Origin of the sequence: Aeromonas sp. S12(2024) (assembly GCF_041402305.1) — a bacterium.
In the GTDB taxonomy this organism is placed as follows: domain Bacteria; phylum Pseudomonadota; class Gammaproteobacteria; order Enterobacterales; family Aeromonadaceae; genus Aeromonas; species Aeromonas veronii.
Genome location: NZ_JBGLRB010000004.1, coordinates 104,536 through 120,623 on the forward strand (window position 1 = coordinate 104,536; position 16,088 = coordinate 120,623).

Genomic DNA, 16,088 nt, shown 5'->3' on the forward strand with positions numbered 1-16,088 from the left:
TGTTATGCAAATTAACCTGACCGGACACCATGTCGAGATCACCGAAGCTCTGCGTGATTATGTGAATAACAAATTTGCCAAACTCGAGCGTCACTTCGACCACATCAACAATGTTCATGTTGTGCTTAGCGTGGAAAAACTGAACCAGATAGCGGAAGCCAAATTGCACGTCAGCGGTGGCGAAGTGTTTGCCAACTCTGAACATGCCGATATGTATGCTGCGATAGACACCTTGCTCGACAAGCTGGACAGGCAGATCATCAAGCACAAAGATAAGTTAAATAAAAAATAACCATGCAACTTGAACACATACTGAGTCGGGACTGCACCAAGAGTGCAGTCCCTTGTACCAGCAAGAAACGCGCCCTCGAAATCATCAGCGAGCTGGCCGCCGAACGCCTTGGCACCTCCCGTCAGGCGCTGTTTGAATGCTTGCTGGCCCGCGAAAAAATGGGTAGTACCGGGATCGGTGCCGGTATTGCAATCCCCCACGGTCGCATTGACGATGAGTTCCCGCCAACCGCGATCCTGATGACCTTTGCCGACCCTATTCCTTTCGACTCCATCGACAATCAACCGGTTGACCTGCTGTTTGCCTTGCTGGTGCCGGAAAGCGAGTGCAAGCAGCATCTCAAGACCCTTTCTCTGATGGCTTCCAAGCTGGGTGACAAGGCGGTTTGCCGCCAGTTGCGTCAGGCAACCAGCGACGAAGAGCTCTATCAGATCATGATCTCGGCCTGACAGCAGGCCAAGGATGAGACACCCGTTTTGGCGTGAGGGAACAAGATGCAGTTAATCGTGGTAAGTGGACGTTCGGGCTCCGGTAAAACGGTAGCCCTGCGAGTGCTGGAAGATCTGGGTTACTACTGTGTGGACAACCTGCCGGTCAATCTGCTGCCCCAGCTGATTGTGTCGGTGGAGAGCCAGTATGACAAACTGGCGGTCAGCATCGATGTGCGCAACCTGCCGAGCGATCCGGAGAAACTGGAAAATTTGCTGGCTCAGGTGCGCAATGAAGGGCGGGTTGAGTTCTCCAGCTTTTTCTTCGACGCTGACAATGGCACTCTGCTCAAGCGCTATGGCGAGAGCCGCCGCTTGCACCCCCTCTCACGCAACAAGCTGTCGCTGGATGAGGCGATTCGGGAGGAGACCCACCTGCTGGCGCCCATCTCCTCGACCGCTGACCTGCGCATCGACACCACCACCCTCAGCATTCACGACCTGAGCGAGCTCATCAAGACCCGGGTACTCGGCAAGAAAGAGAACGAGCTGGTGCTGGTGTTCGAGTCGTTCGGCTTCAAGTATGGCATTCCCAAGGATGCCGACTTCGTGTTCGATGCTCGCTTCCTGCCCAATCCACACTGGATCCCCGAGCTCAAGCCCTTCACCGGCAAGGATGAGCCGGTCGCCAACTACCTCTCGGCGCAGGCTGACGTGATGCTGTTTACCCAGCAGATCGAGAACATGCTGGTGACCTGGTTGCCCCATCTGGAGCGCAACAATCGCAGCTACCTCACGGTCGGCATCGGTTGCACCGGCGGTCAGCACCGCTCGGTCTTTATTGCTGAGCGGCTGGCCAGTGCATTCCGTTTGCTTGGCAAGAACGTGCAGATCCGCCACCGCACTCTAGACAAGAGTGCCCCCCAATCCTGACGGACCAATAGGACGACCCGATGACTGTTTCCGCCTCGGTTGAAGTGAAAAACAAGCTGGGTATTCATGCCAGACCAGCCATGATGCTGTTCGAGCTGGTGCAGGGTTTCGATGCTCACGTGCTGCTGCGCAATGAAGATGGTGTGGAGGCCGATGCTGACAGCATCATCGGCCTGCTGATGCTGGATTCCGCGCAAGGGCGGCAGGTGGAAGTACAGGTTGAGGGCCCCGAAGAGGTCGAGGCCCTGGCCGCCGTGGTGGAGCTGTTCACCTCCGGCTTCAATGAGGAGTAGTCACTCCTCGTTATATGTTATGAACCGGTACGCGCCAGCGCTTTGAAGCTGGCAAAATCGCGACAAGCCAGCAGATTCCTGCTGGCTTTTTCGTTCATCAGTGCCAGAAACAGGTCGTAGAGACCCATCGCCTCCTCGTAATCGGCTTTGCTGATGGCCAGCACGAAGATGAGCGTCGCGATTTCCCCGTTGCCCCAGTCGATCCCCTGCGGTGCCAGTACGGTGTACACCAGAGTGCGGCGCGCCAGCAGACCGAGAGAGTGGGGCAGGGCGATCCCTTCTCCCAGCATGGTGGAGACGATCCGCTCCCGCTCCTGCAGTGAGGCTCTGAAGCCGCTCTCCACCAGATCTTCCGCCTCCAGCTGATCACAGATACGGGCAAACAGTTCGGCCTGGGTAAGGGGTTCTTTGACCACCATGAAGTGGTCGGCATCGAAATATTTGTCGAGCATGTAGGGGCGGGTGCGGTCGATCAGCACCAGCTTGCCAAGCTGCTCCAGCTGGTATTGGGTCGGGAAGGGGGCAACGAGTACCACGGGGGCGTTTTTTTCGTTCACCTTGACGGTACTGATGACAAAGTCCTGCGCGATCTGCACTAGACCTTCGTAATCCCGCACCGATTCAAGTGTGGTCAGCTGCAACTGGGGATACTCTCGCTTGATGCGTGCTTCCAGCACCCGGAAGGTGGCGTTGCCCGCATCGCAAAGCAATAGCGCCTGCGGGCGGCGGGTATAGCCGATATCGTAATGGCGCTCCAGCCCGACCCCGATATGGATCACCAGATAGCCGATCTCGTGGTGGGTCAGTCGGTAGGGGGTCTGCTTGATCCACTCCGAAATGGCCGCCAGCGTGATGTCGTAGGCGAGGGGGTAGTACTGCTTGATGTGATCGGCCAGCGGGTTGTGGTTGCCAATCTGGTATTTGACCCGTAGCAGCATGGCGCTGATATGGGTTTGCAGGTCGGCCCGCAGCTGTTGGTCGCCTCGCAGGTCGTAAGGGTAGTGTTGATGAATGTAGGTCAGCAGATGCTCAACCAGCTGTTCGCTCTCGGCGGCCATTGCCGGGCTGAGCTGGGGAGTATCGGCAATCAGGCGCGCCTGGATCTGGATGGCGAGACCGGCGATCTCGTCCTCTACGGGGGGCGTCAAGGTTGGCAATACCGCATATATATCGCGAGATACTGCCAGCAGCGGCAGAGTCAGATCTTCGCTGGCGAAGTGGCGCAACTCGTGACCGGATGCCTGACGCAGCAGGGCAACGGCGCAGTAGATGGTGAGCTGCTGCAAGCTCTCGTCAGCGAGACGCAGCTGATGTCGGGCAAGCTGGGCATGGATGTGATTGCCCACTACCTCCATCGTCTTGCTGGGGCAGAGGTTGGGTAGCAGGGTTTGCAACTGGTTGTTGTGCAGCAACTCCTGATAGAGCAGCTGGGTCAGGCAGGCCCGGATCGCCGTCTCCTCCCCCTGAATGCGCATCCCCAGGCGGGGTTTGCTCTCAACGCTGAGCCTGAAGTGGCTGAGCTGCTCGCGGACTTCCGTCATATCCCCCTGCAGTGCCGCCCGGCTCAGATACCAGGTATCAGCCAGCTCATCGAGCTTGATCCCCTGCTCTGCCGTCAATAGCAGGATCTGCAGGTGCAGCACCCGCTCCCGGCTGGTGCGTGGCAGGCCGCTATCCTGACCCTGGGCCGCCAGCAGAGCCTCGAACAGTCCCTGATTGTAGATTTTCAGCTGGTAGCCGCTGCCACGCTGGTGGATCAGGTGAGCGCCGTGCGTGGCAATCAGTTCGTTGAGGGTCGCCACATCGGTGCGCACCGTGCGGGTGGAGACATTGAGGCGGCGAGCCAGCTCCTCCTGTGGCAGCGGTTCGGCGTGGAGCTGGAGCAGCAGTTGATGGAGCCTGGGGTGTGGCAGCTTGATCATAGGGGGTATGCAAGACTCCTGTTGCGAGATAAAGGGTCGATGTTAACAAGTGGGTCATCAACAAGCCAGGCACCGGTCAGTGATTGAACCGGCGCCCGTGGCTGCCATCAGGCCAACAGTCGTTTCACTATGGCCAGCAGAGTCCGCACATCCTCGGGGCGAGTGTGCCCGCTCGCGCTGTCGATGATGGAGCTGTAGACGTGCGGGATCACCTTCTCGACTCCGGCGTCCAGCGCAATCCGCACTATCTCCTCGAAGTTCTCCAGATCGATGCCACCGGTGGGCTCCAGCCAGAAGTTGTTGCGGGCACAAGCCTCGGCTACTGCCTGATACTCGTCGCGGCAGGCCAGCCCGCCCATGGGGAAGAACTTGACCGAGCTGCCGCCCATGTCCTTGAGCAGGGCAATGGCGGTATCGATGGGCACGATGCCATCCGGCTGCCCGGCGCTGAGTGGACCGGTGGAGATCTTCACCATGCCCGGCATGCCGGTGGGGGAGATCAGGCCGTTGACCAGCGTTTGTGATTGGCCGAGCAGCGCCCTGCTGGCGCCGACACCGGTGAACACCTGGTTGACGTGCTGGGGCTGCAGTTGGCAGGCCAGCTCGGCCACCATGGCGGACTGGCGTGGATCGCCGGCGCCCAGTCCGATGGAGAGTGCGTTGTCGATAAGCTTGGCGTACTCCTTCATATCGGCAACTGCGGAGGGAATATCCGGGTAGTTTTTGGAGAGCACACCGACCAGCACGTGGCCTTCGGCTGCGTCGTACACCTCGACGGCATTCTCTTTGGAACCGGCCAGCACGTTGAGACAGACCCGATCACGGTAGTAGTTGGGGGTAAGGGACATCAGCGATTCTCCTGAACGAGGTGGGCAATGGCAGAGTGGATTTGGTCGAGCTGGGGCACGGTGACGCTGCGCACATCGATCTCGATGTGCCCCTCGTTGGCCTTGTAGCCGCGGCAGTAGATGGCAGGCGTGCCCTGTTGCAGACGGGTGACGACCTGCACTGTGGTCATGCCGATCTGCTGGTGGTCAAACGCGATATCCGTGCGGGCGATGTCGCGTCCGGCGCTGTCCCACACCACCTTGGCGGTGACGCCGGGCAGCTGGTTGAGACGTTCGATGAAGGGGGTCATCTTGGCGACCATGGCGGCGCCGTTCTCCTTCTCTTTGGCCAGGTAGCGCTCGATGGCATGGGTGAGGCCGAGGATCCCCTCCTTGCCCACCTTCATGGCACGGCCGATGCCGTTGGCCTGCTGCTTGACCCACTCCACGTACTGGCGCTTGCCGAGTACCAGCCCGCTGGTGGGCCCTTCGATGGCCTTGGCTCCGCTGTAGATGACCAGGTCCGCACCCTGGTTGTAGTAGAGGCGAAGATCCTCTTCGGCAGCCGCATCGACGATGAGCGGGAGCCCGTGGGTCTTGGCCACTTCGGCGGCCTCTGCCACCGACAGAATGCTCTTCTGCACGCAGTGGTGGGATTTGATGTAGAGGATGGCTGCTGTGTTGGCATTGATGGCAGCGGCCAGCTGGGAAGGGGAGCACTCGTTGGCGTAACCGGCTTCTACTACTTTGCCGCCACCCAGATTGACCATGGTACCGACCGGGGCGCCGAAGTTGACGTTATGCCCCTTGGGCAGCACGATTTCACTCGGCACCTCATGGTGATGGGCATGCAGGTGCTCGAGGCGGTAGGGATCGCCGCGCACTATCATGGCGGCGACTGACTGGGCGATGCCGGCGCTGGCACAGGAGACCACCACCGCATCTTCCACATCCAGTAAACCAGCCAGATAGGCGCCGGTCTTGTTGATCAGATCCTTGACCTCGAAGTAGTGGCCCAGGCCAAAATTGACCGCATCGACCACCTCCTGCTCGGGGGTGGAGACGCCGAGAATGGTCATGCGCCCGGAGGCGTTGATCACCGGTTTGAGCTGATATTTCTCATAAACAGAAGGCATGGTGTGATTTCCCATAGTGAGTCAGAACCAGTTCGCCACCGACCAGGGCGGCGAGAGGCTGCAGTTGTTGGTCACCGCTGCGGGACTGGGCTTCGGTATCCATAAACAGGGTCGGGCCGCTGGTGACCTCGAACAGGGTCAGATCGGCATCGGCGCCCACCTCGAGCCGCCCCTTGCCGGAAAGGCGCAGGGCATCGGCGGCCTGATGGGTGACGCAGGCAATCACCTGCTCCAGCGTCATGCCGATGGCGAGAAACTTCGACATCACGTGAGCCAGACTGTAGACCGGCCCCTTGATGCGGTTCTTGCAGTAGATGTCGGAGCTGATGGTGCGAGGCAGGATCCCCTGTCGGATAGCCAGCTCCGCCACCTCGAAGCTGAAGCTGGCGCCGCCGTGGCCGATGTCGAGCAACAGGCCCCGTTTCATCGCCTCGCGCACCGCGACCCGCAGCTCGCCAGCCGGAGTCAGGATGCGGTTCGGTTTGCCGTTGAAGCAGTGGGTCAGCAGATCGCCATCCCCCAGCAGAGCGACGATCTCGTCCAGATCCGGCGGCGTGTTGCCCACGTGCACCATTAGCGGCAGCTGGCCGTGTGCCTGTTGCAGTGCCTTGGCCATGCGCAGCGGCTGCAGGCCGTTCTCACCCACCACGCTGCCGCTCATCCGCGCCTTGATGCCGACAATAAAGCCGGGGTGGCGGGCAATGGCCGCCGAGGCGAGATCCATGTCGAGGTCCCGGTTGTCGGCCAGCTCGTTCTGGCGCAGCAGGCCGATGCGGGAGATGTTGAGCAGGGCATGCACCCGGGTCTTGCAACCCGCAGCGATCTGCTGGAAGTCATCCACATCGTCGGCCCCGGTGCTGCCGGCGTCGATGACGGTGGTGACGCCGGACTCCACACCCACCTTGTCCGGCTCATCGTGATAGATGGGAGAGGCGGGGTAGCAGTGGGTGTGGCCGTCGATCCAGCCTGCGCTCACATGCACCCGGCCGGCGAGATCCAGGATCTGCTGCGCCGCTGCCATCTCCGGCAGGGAGCCGATGGCGGCGATTTTGCCCTCCCTGATGGCGATGTCGACGAGCTGGCCATCTCCCTGGCGCCCCGCTTTGATGATGATGTCGTACATGCTGAGAACCTCTGGCGAGCCGCCCCGCTGGGCGGCTGGTACTTACACAAGGGCGACCGGGAAGAAGGTACCCAGCAGCATGGCTCCCAGAATGGCACCGCCGGTGATGGGCTTGCCCCACACGTAGAACAGCAGCGCACCCAGCAGGGAACCGATACCGATGGGAATGGAGGCGCCCATGGCGGAGAGGATGATGAGGGGGCCGAGGAAGCGGCCAGAGCTGTTGCCAGCCCCCATCATCACGTCAGCACCGTAAGTGGAGTTGCTCTGGTTGATGGTGAACTTGCGCGCCAGAATGATGATGTAGCCGATGGCCAGACCAATCCCCATGCCGGTTGCCAACGAGGCGCCGAAGTTCTCCACCGGATAGACGATGCCAGCCCCCAGCAGCAGGGCTGGCACTCCGAGGCCGACCCCGGTCTGGATGGCGCCGCCGATATCCAGGATCCCCACCAGGGATCCCTCGATGATGCGGGCGAACAGGAAGCTGGCACCGAACGCGGCTACCGCGCCGTAGGCTCCCGTGTCCATTCCGGCTTTCAGCATGGCGACGAAGGCTACCTCGTTGAAGGCACCGACCCCGTACAGATAGAACATGTGGGTACCGGCAAAGACCCCGGCCGATAGCAGGCCGACGAAGATGGGGAAGGACCAGTCGGCATACCAGAAGTTGTTTTTCAGTTTCTCATCCATGGTGTGACCCCTTATTTGCCGCTCAGCAGGTTATGGACGTTTTCCAGCCACAGGGGGACACCCATATGGAAGGATTCAATCAGTTTCATGTCGAAGCCGCGGAAGAAGCCGCTCAGCACGAACAGCAGGACGATGGCCGTCATCATCACCTTGGTGACGTGGTTCCAGCCGCTCTCTTCCACGCCCTTGCCGATCAGGATGCCGAGTACCAGACCCGGTACCGCGTTGCCCATGATGAGCTGTGCCAGACCGCCGAAGATGGTGGCCCAGAAACCGGACTTCTTGCCCGCTTCGATGGCGGCCAGCCAGAAGATCACCGGCATGACGGTATTGACCAGCAGGTTGGCAGCCGGTACCAGCACCTTGACCGCAGTGACCTGCAGGGCGGCCGGGACGGCTGCGGCCGTGCTGTTGAGGAAGGCGACCACGATGGCACCTATGATGCCGCCGGCGATGGCCATCTTTTTCGGGTCGTGCAGAGTGGTGGCGAGATCCCGATTTTTGAACAGCAGTGCCGCCGTGGCCCAGTGCGGGATGATGCGGTGATCCACATCCTGGGTGAAGGCGCCTGCTGCCACGGTCGAGGCCCAGGCGTTGAAGAAGAAGCCCAGACCAAACGAGAAGTGAGAAGCGGGATCCCCTTCGCAGGAGTTGAGTTCGCCCAGGGTGCGGAAGGCTCCCATACCCTGTACGGTCGGGGCGTGGAACATCCGCGCCGCGCCGGCCCCCACCCCGACGCCAACCAGGCCGCCAATGATGAGTGACTTGATAAAAATGATTAGAAACATCCAACGTATCCTTCTTGTGGGGTTGTGCCTGCGCAGGCATCACACCTGGGTGAATGTCACCTTGGCGACATCCAGACTGGTGACCTGAACCTTGATCTCCAGCTGGACGCGGTATTCGCAGCGCTGGCGCGGCAGGAAGAAGAACAGGAACTTCTCCACCCGGACCGACTCCTCGGCTTTGAGCACCTGTACATCGACCGGCTCAATGCGCAGCAGTACCTGCTGGTTGTCCTTGAGCAGTGTGGGTTGCACCTGGCTGAGGGCGGAGGCAAACGCCTGCTGGCGGGTCGTCCCCTTGCCGTTGACGATGACCTGGGTGGTGAAGTTCTCTTTCATCAGGCGCGTCCGTGCTTCTTGGCGAAGGCTTCGACCAGCTTCTGACCCAGCTCTTCCTTGTCCATGAAACCGAAGCCCAGCACCACGCACCCTTCGTTGATGGCGGTGACGCCCTCTTCAACAGAGCGCATGCCGTAGCGGCACTTGTAGCCGTATTTGGTCTGGGCGGTGATCGCCCCGGCGCCGCCGCTGCCGCAGAAGGAGATGCCGAGATCCGCTTGCTCCTTGTTCATCACATCGCCGAGCTTCATGTCAGCGGCCATGCCTGGGATGATGGTCACGTTGGCTCCGGCAGCTTCCGCGCCTGCGCCCACTTTCTGACCCTTGCCGAGACGGTCTCCGATCACGAGTTTGATGGCTGTCATATCGATTTCTCCTTGAGTTACGGGTTCTGCACCGAGCTGAGTTCGTTTTCTTTGGCGACTTCAAAATGGACGGACAAGAGGTGTACCTCCTCATAAGCAAGCTGATCCAGCCAGCTGACGACCTGTTCGGCGAGGCGCAGTGAGAGGGGGGAGATCTCTTCAAACAGGCTGAGGTCAACTTCTGGCAGGGGCTCGCCGCTGTGGGAGCGCCACACCATGGCTTTGACATGGGAGGCCAGCATCTGCCGTTGCACCTCGTTGGGGATGATGCCCTGTTCGGCCAGCAGGGGATAAATGCGCGCGAGGATATGATCGGTCTGGCGCAGCAACTCCGGGCTGTTCGGGGTCAGGGTCTGGTCGTGAGTCTCTGTTTGCAATGTCTGCTCTCCAAGGCTGGCAGAAGGTATGGCGTTACCCTAAGCCTGCGCGTCGATGTGGAGGAGGCAGTGTTTTTCCGATTCGAAGCGGAAATTCCTGAGGAAATGGCCCCGAAGTGAGCGTTTGGTTGCTGAAAAGACAAAAAGAGTGCCCATTGGGGCCGGTTTTGTGTGATCGGTAGCGCACAAATCGGGGGGCGGGAGCAGGGCAAGCGTTGCGGGAAACTGTGAGTCATCTCACGGTAGAGACGTTGCCGAGAGGGCAGATATGGAAAAGGGCGGTTTCCCGCCCTTCTCATAACAAGGAGTGACGCTAGCTGGCCGTTCTCTGCTGATAGCGCAGGTCTTCCTCTATGGTGACCACCACTTCCAGCGGCTTGCCGGAGCGGAATACCGAGATGGTCAGCTTGGTGCCGGGGCGGCTCTCGACAATCTTGTCCATGGCGCTGCGTACGCCACTGATGGCCTCTCCGTTGATCTTGAGCAGCACATCCCCTCGCTGCAGGCCGCCTTTGGCCGCCGGGCCGTTGGGGTCCAGACTCTCCACCACCAGACCACGCAGGTCGCCGAGGTTCATCATCCGCGCGACTATGGGGTTGATCTCGACGCTGGAGATCCCGAGGTAGCCGCGGATCACCCGGCCGTTGGCGATCAGCTCATCCATGATCCGTTTGGCCAGCCGGTAGGGGATGGCGAAGCTGATGCCGTAGCTCTCCTGATTGCCGTTGAGGTGATAGGTGGCGGTGTTGATACCCACCAGATCGCCACGACCGTTGACCAGCGCGCCGCCCGAGTTGCCCTCGTTGATGGCGGCATCGGTCTGCAGCAGATCCTGACGGCCATTGCTGTCGGGCCCCATGCTGGAGAGGCCGGTACGGCCGGTCGCGCTGATAATGCCCTGAGTGATGGTCTGGCCGACGTTGTAGGGGTTGCCGATGGCGAGCACCACATCTCCCACTTCTGGCAGTCGCTCGGGATCCTGCGGGATCACCGGCAGGTTGTCTGACTCGATATAGAGCACGGCGAGGTCGGTGAGCTGATCGGTACCGACCAGCTCGGCACTGAAGACCCGGCCATCCTGCAACGCGACGATGATCTGGTCGGCATCGGCGATGACGTGGTAGTTGGTCAGCACATAGCCGCGCTGATTCATGATGACGCCAGAACCCAGCCCTTGCGGGCGCAGTTCCCCCTGATTGCCCTGATTGGGGGCAAAGCTGCGGGTATAGATGTTGACGACGGCGGGGCCTGCCCGATGGGCGGCATAGGAGAAACTCAGTTCACGGGCATTGGTGATGATGCCGGGCAGTTGGGCACCACCGCGAAAATGGGGAAACAGCAGCAACAGCAGCGCCGCGACGGTCAATCCAAAACCGACAGACTTGCCCAAGTAACTGACTAAAGGGGGGATTTTCATGTCATTCTCATCCGTACAGGCTGCGCGCAGAGAATAACACTATCGATGGATAAAAATCACCCGCGGTGAAAGCCGCGGGTGATAGAGGGAGTGGCGAAAAATCTGGGTGTTAGCGGATCACCAGATAGAGCGAGGAGTCACCGCGCTGGATGTTGAGTGCCAGCACGTCAGGCTTGTTCTTGAGCGCCTTGGTCAGCTCGCCCAGGGTGTTGATGCGCAGGCGGTTGACCCCGATGATGATGTCACCCTTCTGCAGGCCAGAAGCGGCTGCCGGAGAGCGAGGATCAATGTCGGCCACCGCAACACCGGAGACCGGGTCGGTAGTGGTGCTCAGCTTGGCCCCTTCCAGTGCCGGATGCAGCGCGCTGGCGCGTACTTCGCTGTCATCGGCCTGCTTCAGGGTTACCTTGGCAGTTTGTGACTTGCCATCGCGGATCAGCCCCAGTTCGACCTGCTTGCCAGCGCCCATGGTGGCGATCTTGGCACGCAGCTCGCCGAAGGAGCGAACCGGTTTGCCATCGATGCTGACGATGATATCGCCGGCCTTGATGCCCGCCTTGTCGGCCGCCGAATCAGGCATGACCTGATTGACGAAGGCACCATCCTTCTTGTTGTAACCGAAGGTTTTGGCGATGTCGGAGGTGAGCTCGGTGCCGGTAATCCCCAGCTGGCCGCGACGCACTTCACCGTACTTGACGATCTGCTCGGTCAGATCCCGCACCATGTTGGAAGGGATGGCAAAGCCGATGCCGATGTTGCCGCCGTTCGGGCCCAGAATCGCGGTGTTGATACCGATCAGCTCGCCACGCAGGTTGAGCAGGGCGCCGCCGGAGTTACCGGAGTTGATGGCCGCATCGGTCTGGATGAAGTTCTCCAGATTCTCGATGTTGAGGCCGCTGCGACCCAGCGCACTGACAATACCGGAGGTGACGGTCTGGCCCAGACCAAACGGGTTGCCGATGGCCAGCGCATAGTCACCTACCCGCAGCTCGTCGGAGTCGGCGAACTTGATCTGTACCAGGTCCTCGGCCTTGATTTGCAGCAGGGCGATGTCGGACTGCTTGTCTTCACCAATCTTCTTGGCCGCATATTCACGACCATCCTTCAGGTTGACCTTGATCTCGTCCGCCTCGTGAACCACGTGGGCGTTGGTGATCACGTAACCCTTCTTGGCATCGACGATGACACCGGAGCCGAGCGCCTGGAACGGCTGCTCGCTCACCTGTTCATCGGGCATGTTGGGGCCGAAGAAGAACTTGAACTGTTCCGGCAGACGCTGACGGGTAATTTTTTTGCCAGAAACCGAGATATTGACCACCGCCGGGGTGACCTGTTCGAGAACAGGCGCCAGGCTTGGCATCTCCTGATTTGAACCTAACAGGGAAGGCAGTGCAGCCTGAGCAGGGGCCGCAGACATGGCGATACCGACACTGAGGGCTAGCACACTGAGCATGGAAAGAGGTTTACGCATATGAAAAACAGCTCCCAGAAAAAGTTGCATTGCAATCGTCAAGGTCAGACCACGGGACTGGCCAATTAGTTCCGCGAGGAACTAGTTTGGTTGCTTGAGCAGTCCGGAAGAGGCGCCAGCATAGTCGCGAGGCGGAACGCCCGGCTCTTCTGCCACATTGGCAGGGGCTTCTTCTACCAATGATTCGCGGAACAGTGGTTCCTGCGCCTTGGCCAGGAATTTGCTCTGCTCGGCCATGTGGCGATAGAGGGTTTGATACTGCTCGGCCAGTTGCTCCATCAGGGCGGCACTGTCGGCGAAGTGGGTGTTGATCTGGCCCTGATAACTCTCGAGCTCCTTGTGGGCCTTCTTCAGTTCCTGTTCGAGACGGCCAGCATCGCGGCTACGTACCGAAAAACGGCCGAGAACGATACCGATAATCAAGGCCGCGACAGCCAGCAGGATCCCAGTTAACAGACTCATAGATGCTCCTTGTTACAGCTAAAACAGAGTGGGTTTATGCGGTCGTCATAACCGCCATGCCTTGATGGCACTATACCGTGCGTCCTGAGGCCGTGATACCATTTTGTCCTCGATTCAGGGACTTGGAGAGGTGCTCAAGGATGACACCGCAGCAAAAATACCAGCAGGATCTGCTGCGCCCCGGCTTTGTGGCCGACCCCGCGCAGGGGATGGCCATTAGCAGGCTGGAGCGACTGTATCAGGATTTGCTACGGCGCCCGACTCCGACCAGATCTCGAGGGCTGCTGGGTTGGCTGCAAAAGCCCAAGCCGCCGGAGCGCGTCCTTGGTATCTATATGTGGGGCGGAGTGGGCCGAGGCAAGACCTGGCTGATGGATACTTTTTTCGACAGCCTGCCTGGGACGCGCAAGATGCGCAGCCATTTCCACCGCTTCATGCACCGCATTCACGATGAACTGCAGGGGCTGAGCGGGCAGTCCGATCCCCTCAAGCTGGTGGCCAGCAAGCTTGCCAGCGAGACAGACATCATCTGTTTCGACGAATTTTTTGTCTCCGACATCACCGACGCCATGCTGCTGGGCACGCTGTTCCAGGAGCTGTTTGGTCACGGTGTTGTGCTGGTCGCCACTTCAAATATTCCGCCGCAGGATCTTTATCGCAACGGGCTGCAGCGAGCCCGTTTTCTGCCAGCTATTGAGCTTATCGAGCGTCATTGCGAGGTACTTAACGTAGATGGCGGTATCGACTATCGCCTGCGTACGCTGGAACAAGCGGAGATTTATCACTGCCCGCTGGACTTGCAGGCAAAAGCCAATCTTGACCACTATTTTCAGCAATTAACCGGCGGACACACGGCTTGCGAGGGGACGTTCGAGGTCAATCATCGTCAGCTGATGTCGCTCGGGATGGGGGAAGGGGTGCTCTATATGGAGTTTGAGCAACTTTGCTGTACTCCCCGCTCCCAGAACGACTATATCGAGCTGGCCAGACTGTTCCATACCGTTCTGCTGGCCAATGTGCAGCCAATGGGCACAGGCACGGATGACGCGGCTCGCCGCTTCATTGCCATGGTCGATGAGTTCTACGAACGGCACGTCAAACTCATCATGTCTGCGGCTGTTCCCATGGCAGAACTCTACGGCGAAGGGCTGCTGAATTTCGAATTCCAACGCTGTCTTTCACGGCTTCAGGAAATGCAATCGCACGAATACCTTGCCAGAGTGCACCTTCCTTAGTCACAATACCGCGCCTGCCAGTCGGATGGGCATCTGCGGCAGGTAGGGCCGGGCGACATTTGCTGGTTTCATGGCAGTGAAATTAGCAGGTGATATTTAAGGCAACTTCACTTATAATCGCTCGGCCCACGTTACAGCTGTCGATAAGACAGCAACACTTTAAGCTTTACTTGTATTCGAAGGGGTACAGGTAGGCCATCGTTTGTTGTTTGTGGGAGAGCCCCCATAAGCAATTGGGTCTGTAACAGGTAATTGGGTTTAACTTAATGAAAACTTTCGTTGCCAAGCCAGAAACCGTAAAACGTGACTGGTACATTGTGGACGCAGAAGGTAAAACTCTGGGTCGTATCGCAACCGAGATCGCTGCTCGTCTGCGTGGTAAGCACAAAGCTGAGTACACTCCGCACGTTGACACCGGTGATTACATCATCGTTGTAAACGCTGAGAAGGTACACGTAACCGGTAAGAAATTTACCGACAAAATGTACCACGCTCACTCCGGTTTCCCGGGTGGTATCAAGTCAATCAGCTTCGACAAGCTGATTCAGCGTAAACCGGAAATGGTAATCGAAGCAGCCGTCAAAGGCATGCTGCCGAAAGGTCCTCTGGGCCGTGCCATGTTCCGTAAACTGAAAGTTTACGCAGGCGCCGAGCATGCTCATGCTGCTCAGCAACCTCAAGTACTGGATATCTAATCGGGAACTGGCAACATGGCAGAAAATCAATACTACGGTACCGGCCGTCGCAAAAGCTCCACTGCTCGCGTATTTATCAAAGCGGGTAGCGGCAAGATCGTAATCAACCAGCGCTCCCTGGAGCAGTACTTCGGCCGTCCGACTGCCCGCATGGTAGTTCGTCAGCCGCTGGAACTGGTTGAGATGACCGAGAAACTGGACCTGTACATCACCGTTAACGGTGGTGGCATCTCCGGTCAAGCTGGTGCGATCCGCCACGGTATCACTCGTGCTCTGATGCAGTACGACGAAACCCTGCGTTCCGAACTGCGTAAAGCTGGCTTTGTTACTCGTGATGCCCGTAAGGTTGAGCGTAAGAAAGTTGGTCTGCACAAAGCTCGTAAGCGTCCGCAGTACTCCAAGCGTTAATTCGCTTTTGGTACTCACTCTTTCGAGTGTCAAAAAAGCCTGGCAACCGCCAGGCTTTTTTTATTGGTAATATTACCGACATCAATGCTAACCACGCGTCACAAAAGACAAAAAATTGTTTCTTTATTGTTTTCATTGCTCATCGCTCTTTCTTGTCAAGTTGTTATCTTTTCTTTAAAATTTCCCCTGTTTTCTGTGGCAATTGTAAATCCAGCTTCCGCCGCTGTTGTCACGGGAAAAATGGGGAACAGGGACACTATAAGAATGTGCGGAGTCCACATGGGAGAGTTTTTGGATGAGCAATGCGCCAGTTGATACCGGTCGCCGCAGATTTCTTACCTGGTCAACGGTTGCCGTTGGTGGGGTAGGAGCTGCGTTTACCGCAGTGCCGTTTATAAAGTCATGGAATCCGAGCGCCAAGGCCAAAGCAGCCGGTGCGCCGGTTGAAGTCGATATCAGCAAGTTGGAACCGGGTCAGCTCATCCGTGTCGAGTGGCGAGGCAAGCCTGTCTGGGTGGTGAAACGCACCAAACAGACGCTGGATGCCTTGGCCGCGCATGATGACAAGCTGCGGGATCCCTCATCTGAAGAGCCGCAGCAGCCTGACTATGCCCATAACGGGTACAGATCGATTAAGCCCGAAATTTTTGTCGCGGTCGGTATTTGCACCCACTTGGGGTGTTCACCTTCCTATCTGCCTGACAGCTTTGGCGAGCAGGTGCAGGGCGTTACGTCCGGCTTCTTCTGCCCGTGCCATGGCTCCAAGTTCGACATGGCCGGCCGTGTGTTCCAGGGGGTGCCTGCACCGCTGAACCTGGTCATTCCGCCCTATCAATTCATTAATGACACCACCATCCAGGTCGGTGCCGATGGCAAGGAGGCCTGAC

The 16,088-nt window shown here is 58.8% G+C and carries 20 protein-coding genes; 8 read left to right on the forward strand and 12 right to left on the reverse strand.

Going from position 1 to position 16,088, the window contains the following annotated elements:
- Positions 1 to 4: 4 nt before the first annotated feature.
- From hpf to npr, 4 genes are read left to right on the forward strand one after another with little or no spacing between them, the layout of a single operon-like run.
- Complete coding sequence (gene hpf / locus ACB035_RS05575) at positions 5 to 292, forward strand: ribosome hibernation promoting factor (RefSeq protein ID WP_005336323.1); 288 nt, start codon at positions 5 to 7, stop codon at positions 290 to 292.
- A gap of 2 nt (positions 293 to 294) precedes the next feature.
- The gene (ptsN, locus tag ACB035_RS05580; protein WP_129503140.1) at positions 295 to 741 is read left to right on the forward strand and encodes a PTS IIA-like nitrogen regulatory protein PtsN; all 447 of its coding nucleotides are present in this window, start codon (positions 295 to 297) and stop codon (positions 739 to 741) included.
- Between the two features lie 45 nt (positions 742 to 786).
- Positions 787 to 1,653 carry an RNase adapter RapZ gene (gene rapZ, locus ACB035_RS05585; RefSeq protein WP_021231839.1) on the forward strand — a complete coding sequence of 289 codons (867 nt, stop codon included), beginning with the start codon at positions 787 to 789 and terminating at the stop codon, positions 1,651 to 1,653.
- A 20-nt stretch (positions 1,654 to 1,673) separates the two neighbouring features.
- A complete protein-coding gene (gene npr, locus ACB035_RS05590) occupies positions 1,674 to 1,946 on the forward strand; it encodes a PTS phosphocarrier protein NPr (protein ID WP_005336318.1) in 273 nt (90 codons plus the stop codon).
- Between the two features lie 17 nt (positions 1,947 to 1,963).
- On the opposite strand, the gene ACB035_RS05595 is transcribed toward npr, so the two are convergent.
- The 12 genes from ACB035_RS05595 to ACB035_RS05650 form a co-directional block, all read right to left on the reverse strand.
- Positions 1,964 to 3,868, reverse strand: coding sequence for a transcription antiterminator (locus ACB035_RS05595; protein WP_371166868.1), 1,905 nt, complete (start codon positions 3,866 to 3,868; stop codon positions 1,964 to 1,966).
- A 107-nt stretch (positions 3,869 to 3,975) separates the two neighbouring features.
- Positions 3,976 to 4,716, reverse strand: a complete 741-nt coding sequence (locus ACB035_RS05600) for a KDGP aldolase family protein (RefSeq protein ID WP_042079669.1) — start codon at positions 4,714 to 4,716, stop codon at positions 3,976 to 3,978.
- A complete protein-coding gene (locus ACB035_RS05605; RefSeq protein WP_371166869.1) occupies positions 4,716 to 5,831 on the reverse strand; it encodes a DgaE family pyridoxal phosphate-dependent ammonia lyase in 1,116 nt (371 codons plus the stop codon). The genes ACB035_RS05600 and ACB035_RS05605 overlap by 1 nt, the downstream gene beginning before the upstream one ends.
- Positions 5,815 to 6,954, reverse strand: a complete 1,140-nt coding sequence (locus ACB035_RS05610; protein ID WP_371166870.1) for an amidohydrolase/deacetylase family metallohydrolase — start codon at positions 6,952 to 6,954, stop codon at positions 5,815 to 5,817. The genes ACB035_RS05605 and ACB035_RS05610 overlap by 17 nt, the downstream gene beginning before the upstream one ends.
- A gap of 42 nt (positions 6,955 to 6,996) precedes the next feature.
- Positions 6,997 to 7,647: a DUF4310 family protein gene (locus tag ACB035_RS05615; protein WP_005341755.1), complete on the reverse strand. Its 651-nt coding sequence runs from the start codon at positions 7,645 to 7,647 to the stop codon at positions 6,997 to 6,999.
- An 11-nt stretch (positions 7,648 to 7,658) separates the two neighbouring features.
- Positions 7,659 to 8,435, reverse strand: a complete 777-nt coding sequence (locus ACB035_RS05620) for a DUF4311 domain-containing protein (RefSeq protein ID WP_100646903.1) — start codon at positions 8,433 to 8,435, stop codon at positions 7,659 to 7,661.
- 39 nt (positions 8,436 to 8,474) lie between these two features.
- Positions 8,475 to 8,771 (reverse strand): DUF4312 family protein, encoded by a 297-nt coding sequence (locus ACB035_RS05625; protein ID WP_100652517.1) that lies wholly within the window; start codon positions 8,769 to 8,771, stop codon positions 8,475 to 8,477.
- Positions 8,771 to 9,136, reverse strand: a complete 366-nt coding sequence (locus ACB035_RS05630) for an SFCGS family glycine-rich protein (RefSeq protein ID WP_005355141.1) — start codon at positions 9,134 to 9,136, stop codon at positions 8,771 to 8,773. The genes ACB035_RS05625 and ACB035_RS05630 overlap by 1 nt, the downstream gene beginning before the upstream one ends.
- Positions 9,137 to 9,153: 17 nt before the next feature.
- Positions 9,154 to 9,513, reverse strand: coding sequence for a transcriptional regulator (locus ACB035_RS05635; protein WP_371166871.1), 360 nt, complete (start codon positions 9,511 to 9,513; stop codon positions 9,154 to 9,156).
- Positions 9,514 to 9,826: 313 nt separating this feature from the next.
- Complete coding sequence (gene degS, locus ACB035_RS05640) at positions 9,827 to 10,930, reverse strand: outer membrane-stress sensor serine endopeptidase DegS (protein WP_265061976.1); 1,104 nt, start codon at positions 10,928 to 10,930, stop codon at positions 9,827 to 9,829.
- 109 nt (positions 10,931 to 11,039) lie between these two features.
- Positions 11,040 to 12,401 carry a Do family serine endopeptidase gene (locus tag ACB035_RS05645; RefSeq protein WP_005336295.1) on the reverse strand — a complete coding sequence of 454 codons (1,362 nt, stop codon included), beginning with the start codon at positions 12,399 to 12,401 and terminating at the stop codon, positions 11,040 to 11,042.
- Positions 12,402 to 12,482: 81 nt separating this feature from the next.
- The gene (locus ACB035_RS05650; protein WP_005356646.1) at positions 12,483 to 12,863 is read right to left on the reverse strand and encodes a YhcB family protein; all 381 of its coding nucleotides are present in this window, start codon (positions 12,861 to 12,863) and stop codon (positions 12,483 to 12,485) included.
- A gap of 140 nt (positions 12,864 to 13,003) precedes the next feature.
- Between ACB035_RS05650 and zapE the strand changes: the two genes are divergently transcribed.
- The 4 genes from zapE (at position 13,004) to petA (ending at position 16,087) form a co-directional block, all read left to right on the forward strand.
- Positions 13,004 to 14,098 carry a cell division protein ZapE gene (gene zapE / locus ACB035_RS05655; RefSeq protein WP_371166872.1) on the forward strand — a complete coding sequence of 365 codons (1,095 nt, stop codon included), beginning with the start codon at positions 13,004 to 13,006 and terminating at the stop codon, positions 14,096 to 14,098.
- Between the two features lie 266 nt (positions 14,099 to 14,364).
- Entirely contained in the window at positions 14,365 to 14,793 is a 429-nt protein-coding gene (gene rplM / locus ACB035_RS05660) for a 50S ribosomal protein L13 (RefSeq protein WP_005336289.1), read from the forward strand.
- A 15-nt stretch (positions 14,794 to 14,808) separates the two neighbouring features.
- Positions 14,809 to 15,201 (forward strand): 30S ribosomal protein S9, encoded by a 393-nt coding sequence (rpsI, locus tag ACB035_RS05665; RefSeq protein WP_005336286.1) that lies wholly within the window; start codon positions 14,809 to 14,811, stop codon positions 15,199 to 15,201.
- A gap of 295 nt (positions 15,202 to 15,496) precedes the next feature.
- Complete coding sequence (gene petA, locus ACB035_RS05670) at positions 15,497 to 16,087, forward strand: ubiquinol-cytochrome c reductase iron-sulfur subunit (RefSeq protein ID WP_005336284.1); 591 nt, start codon at positions 15,497 to 15,499, stop codon at positions 16,085 to 16,087.
- The last annotated feature ends 1 nt before the right edge of the window (position 16,088 follow it).

Coding starts and splice junctions, on each gene's coding strand:
- ACB035_RS05610 (WP_371166870.1), bottom strand. CDS start 6,954: ATGTACGACATCATCATCAAAGCGGGGCGCCAGGGAGATGGCCAGCTC.
- ACB035_RS05630 (WP_005355141.1), bottom strand. CDS start 9,136: ATGACAGCCATCAAACTCGTGATCGGAGACCGTCTCGGCAAGGGTCAG.
- ACB035_RS05615 (WP_005341755.1), bottom strand. CDS start 7,647: ATGGATGAGAAACTGAAAAACAACTTCTGGTATGCCGACTGGTCCTTC.
- degS (WP_265061976.1), bottom strand. CDS start 10,930: ATGAAAATCCCCCCTTTAGTCAGTTACTTGGGCAAGTCTGTCGGTTTT.
- ACB035_RS05645 (WP_005336295.1), bottom strand. CDS start 12,401: ATGCGTAAACCTCTTTCCATGCTCAGTGTGCTAGCCCTCAGTGTCGGT.
- zapE (WP_371166872.1), top strand. CDS start 13,004: ATGACACCGCAGCAAAAATACCAGCAGGATCTGCTGCGCCCCGGCTTT.
- ptsN (WP_129503140.1), top strand. CDS start 295: ATGCAACTTGAACACATACTGAGTCGGGACTGCACCAAGAGTGCAGTC.
- ACB035_RS05605 (WP_371166869.1), bottom strand. CDS start 5,831: ATGCCTTCTGTTTATGAGAAATATCAGCTCAAACCGGTGATCAACGCC.
- rpsI (WP_005336286.1), top strand. CDS start 14,809: ATGGCAGAAAATCAATACTACGGTACCGGCCGTCGCAAAAGCTCCACT.
- rapZ (WP_021231839.1), top strand. CDS start 787: ATGCAGTTAATCGTGGTAAGTGGACGTTCGGGCTCCGGTAAAACGGTA.
- hpf (WP_005336323.1), top strand. CDS start 5: ATGCAAATTAACCTGACCGGACACCATGTCGAGATCACCGAAGCTCTG.
- ACB035_RS05650 (WP_005356646.1), bottom strand. CDS start 12,863: ATGAGTCTGTTAACTGGGATCCTGCTGGCTGTCGCGGCCTTGATTATC.
- petA (WP_005336284.1), top strand. CDS start 15,497: ATGAGCAATGCGCCAGTTGATACCGGTCGCCGCAGATTTCTTACCTGG.
- ACB035_RS05600 (WP_042079669.1), bottom strand. CDS start 4,716: ATGTCCCTTACCCCCAACTACTACCGTGATCGGGTCTGTCTCAACGTG.
- ACB035_RS05620 (WP_100646903.1), bottom strand. CDS start 8,435: ATGTTTCTAATCATTTTTATCAAGTCACTCATCATTGGCGGCCTGGTT.
- ACB035_RS05625 (WP_100652517.1), bottom strand. CDS start 8,771: ATGAAAGAGAACTTCACCACCCAGGTCATCGTCAACGGCAAGGGGACG.
- npr (WP_005336318.1), top strand. CDS start 1,674: ATGACTGTTTCCGCCTCGGTTGAAGTGAAAAACAAGCTGGGTATTCAT.
- rplM (WP_005336289.1), top strand. CDS start 14,365: ATGAAAACTTTCGTTGCCAAGCCAGAAACCGTAAAACGTGACTGGTAC.
- ACB035_RS05595 (WP_371166868.1), bottom strand. CDS start 3,868: ATGATCAAGCTGCCACACCCCAGGCTCCATCAACTGCTGCTCCAGCTC.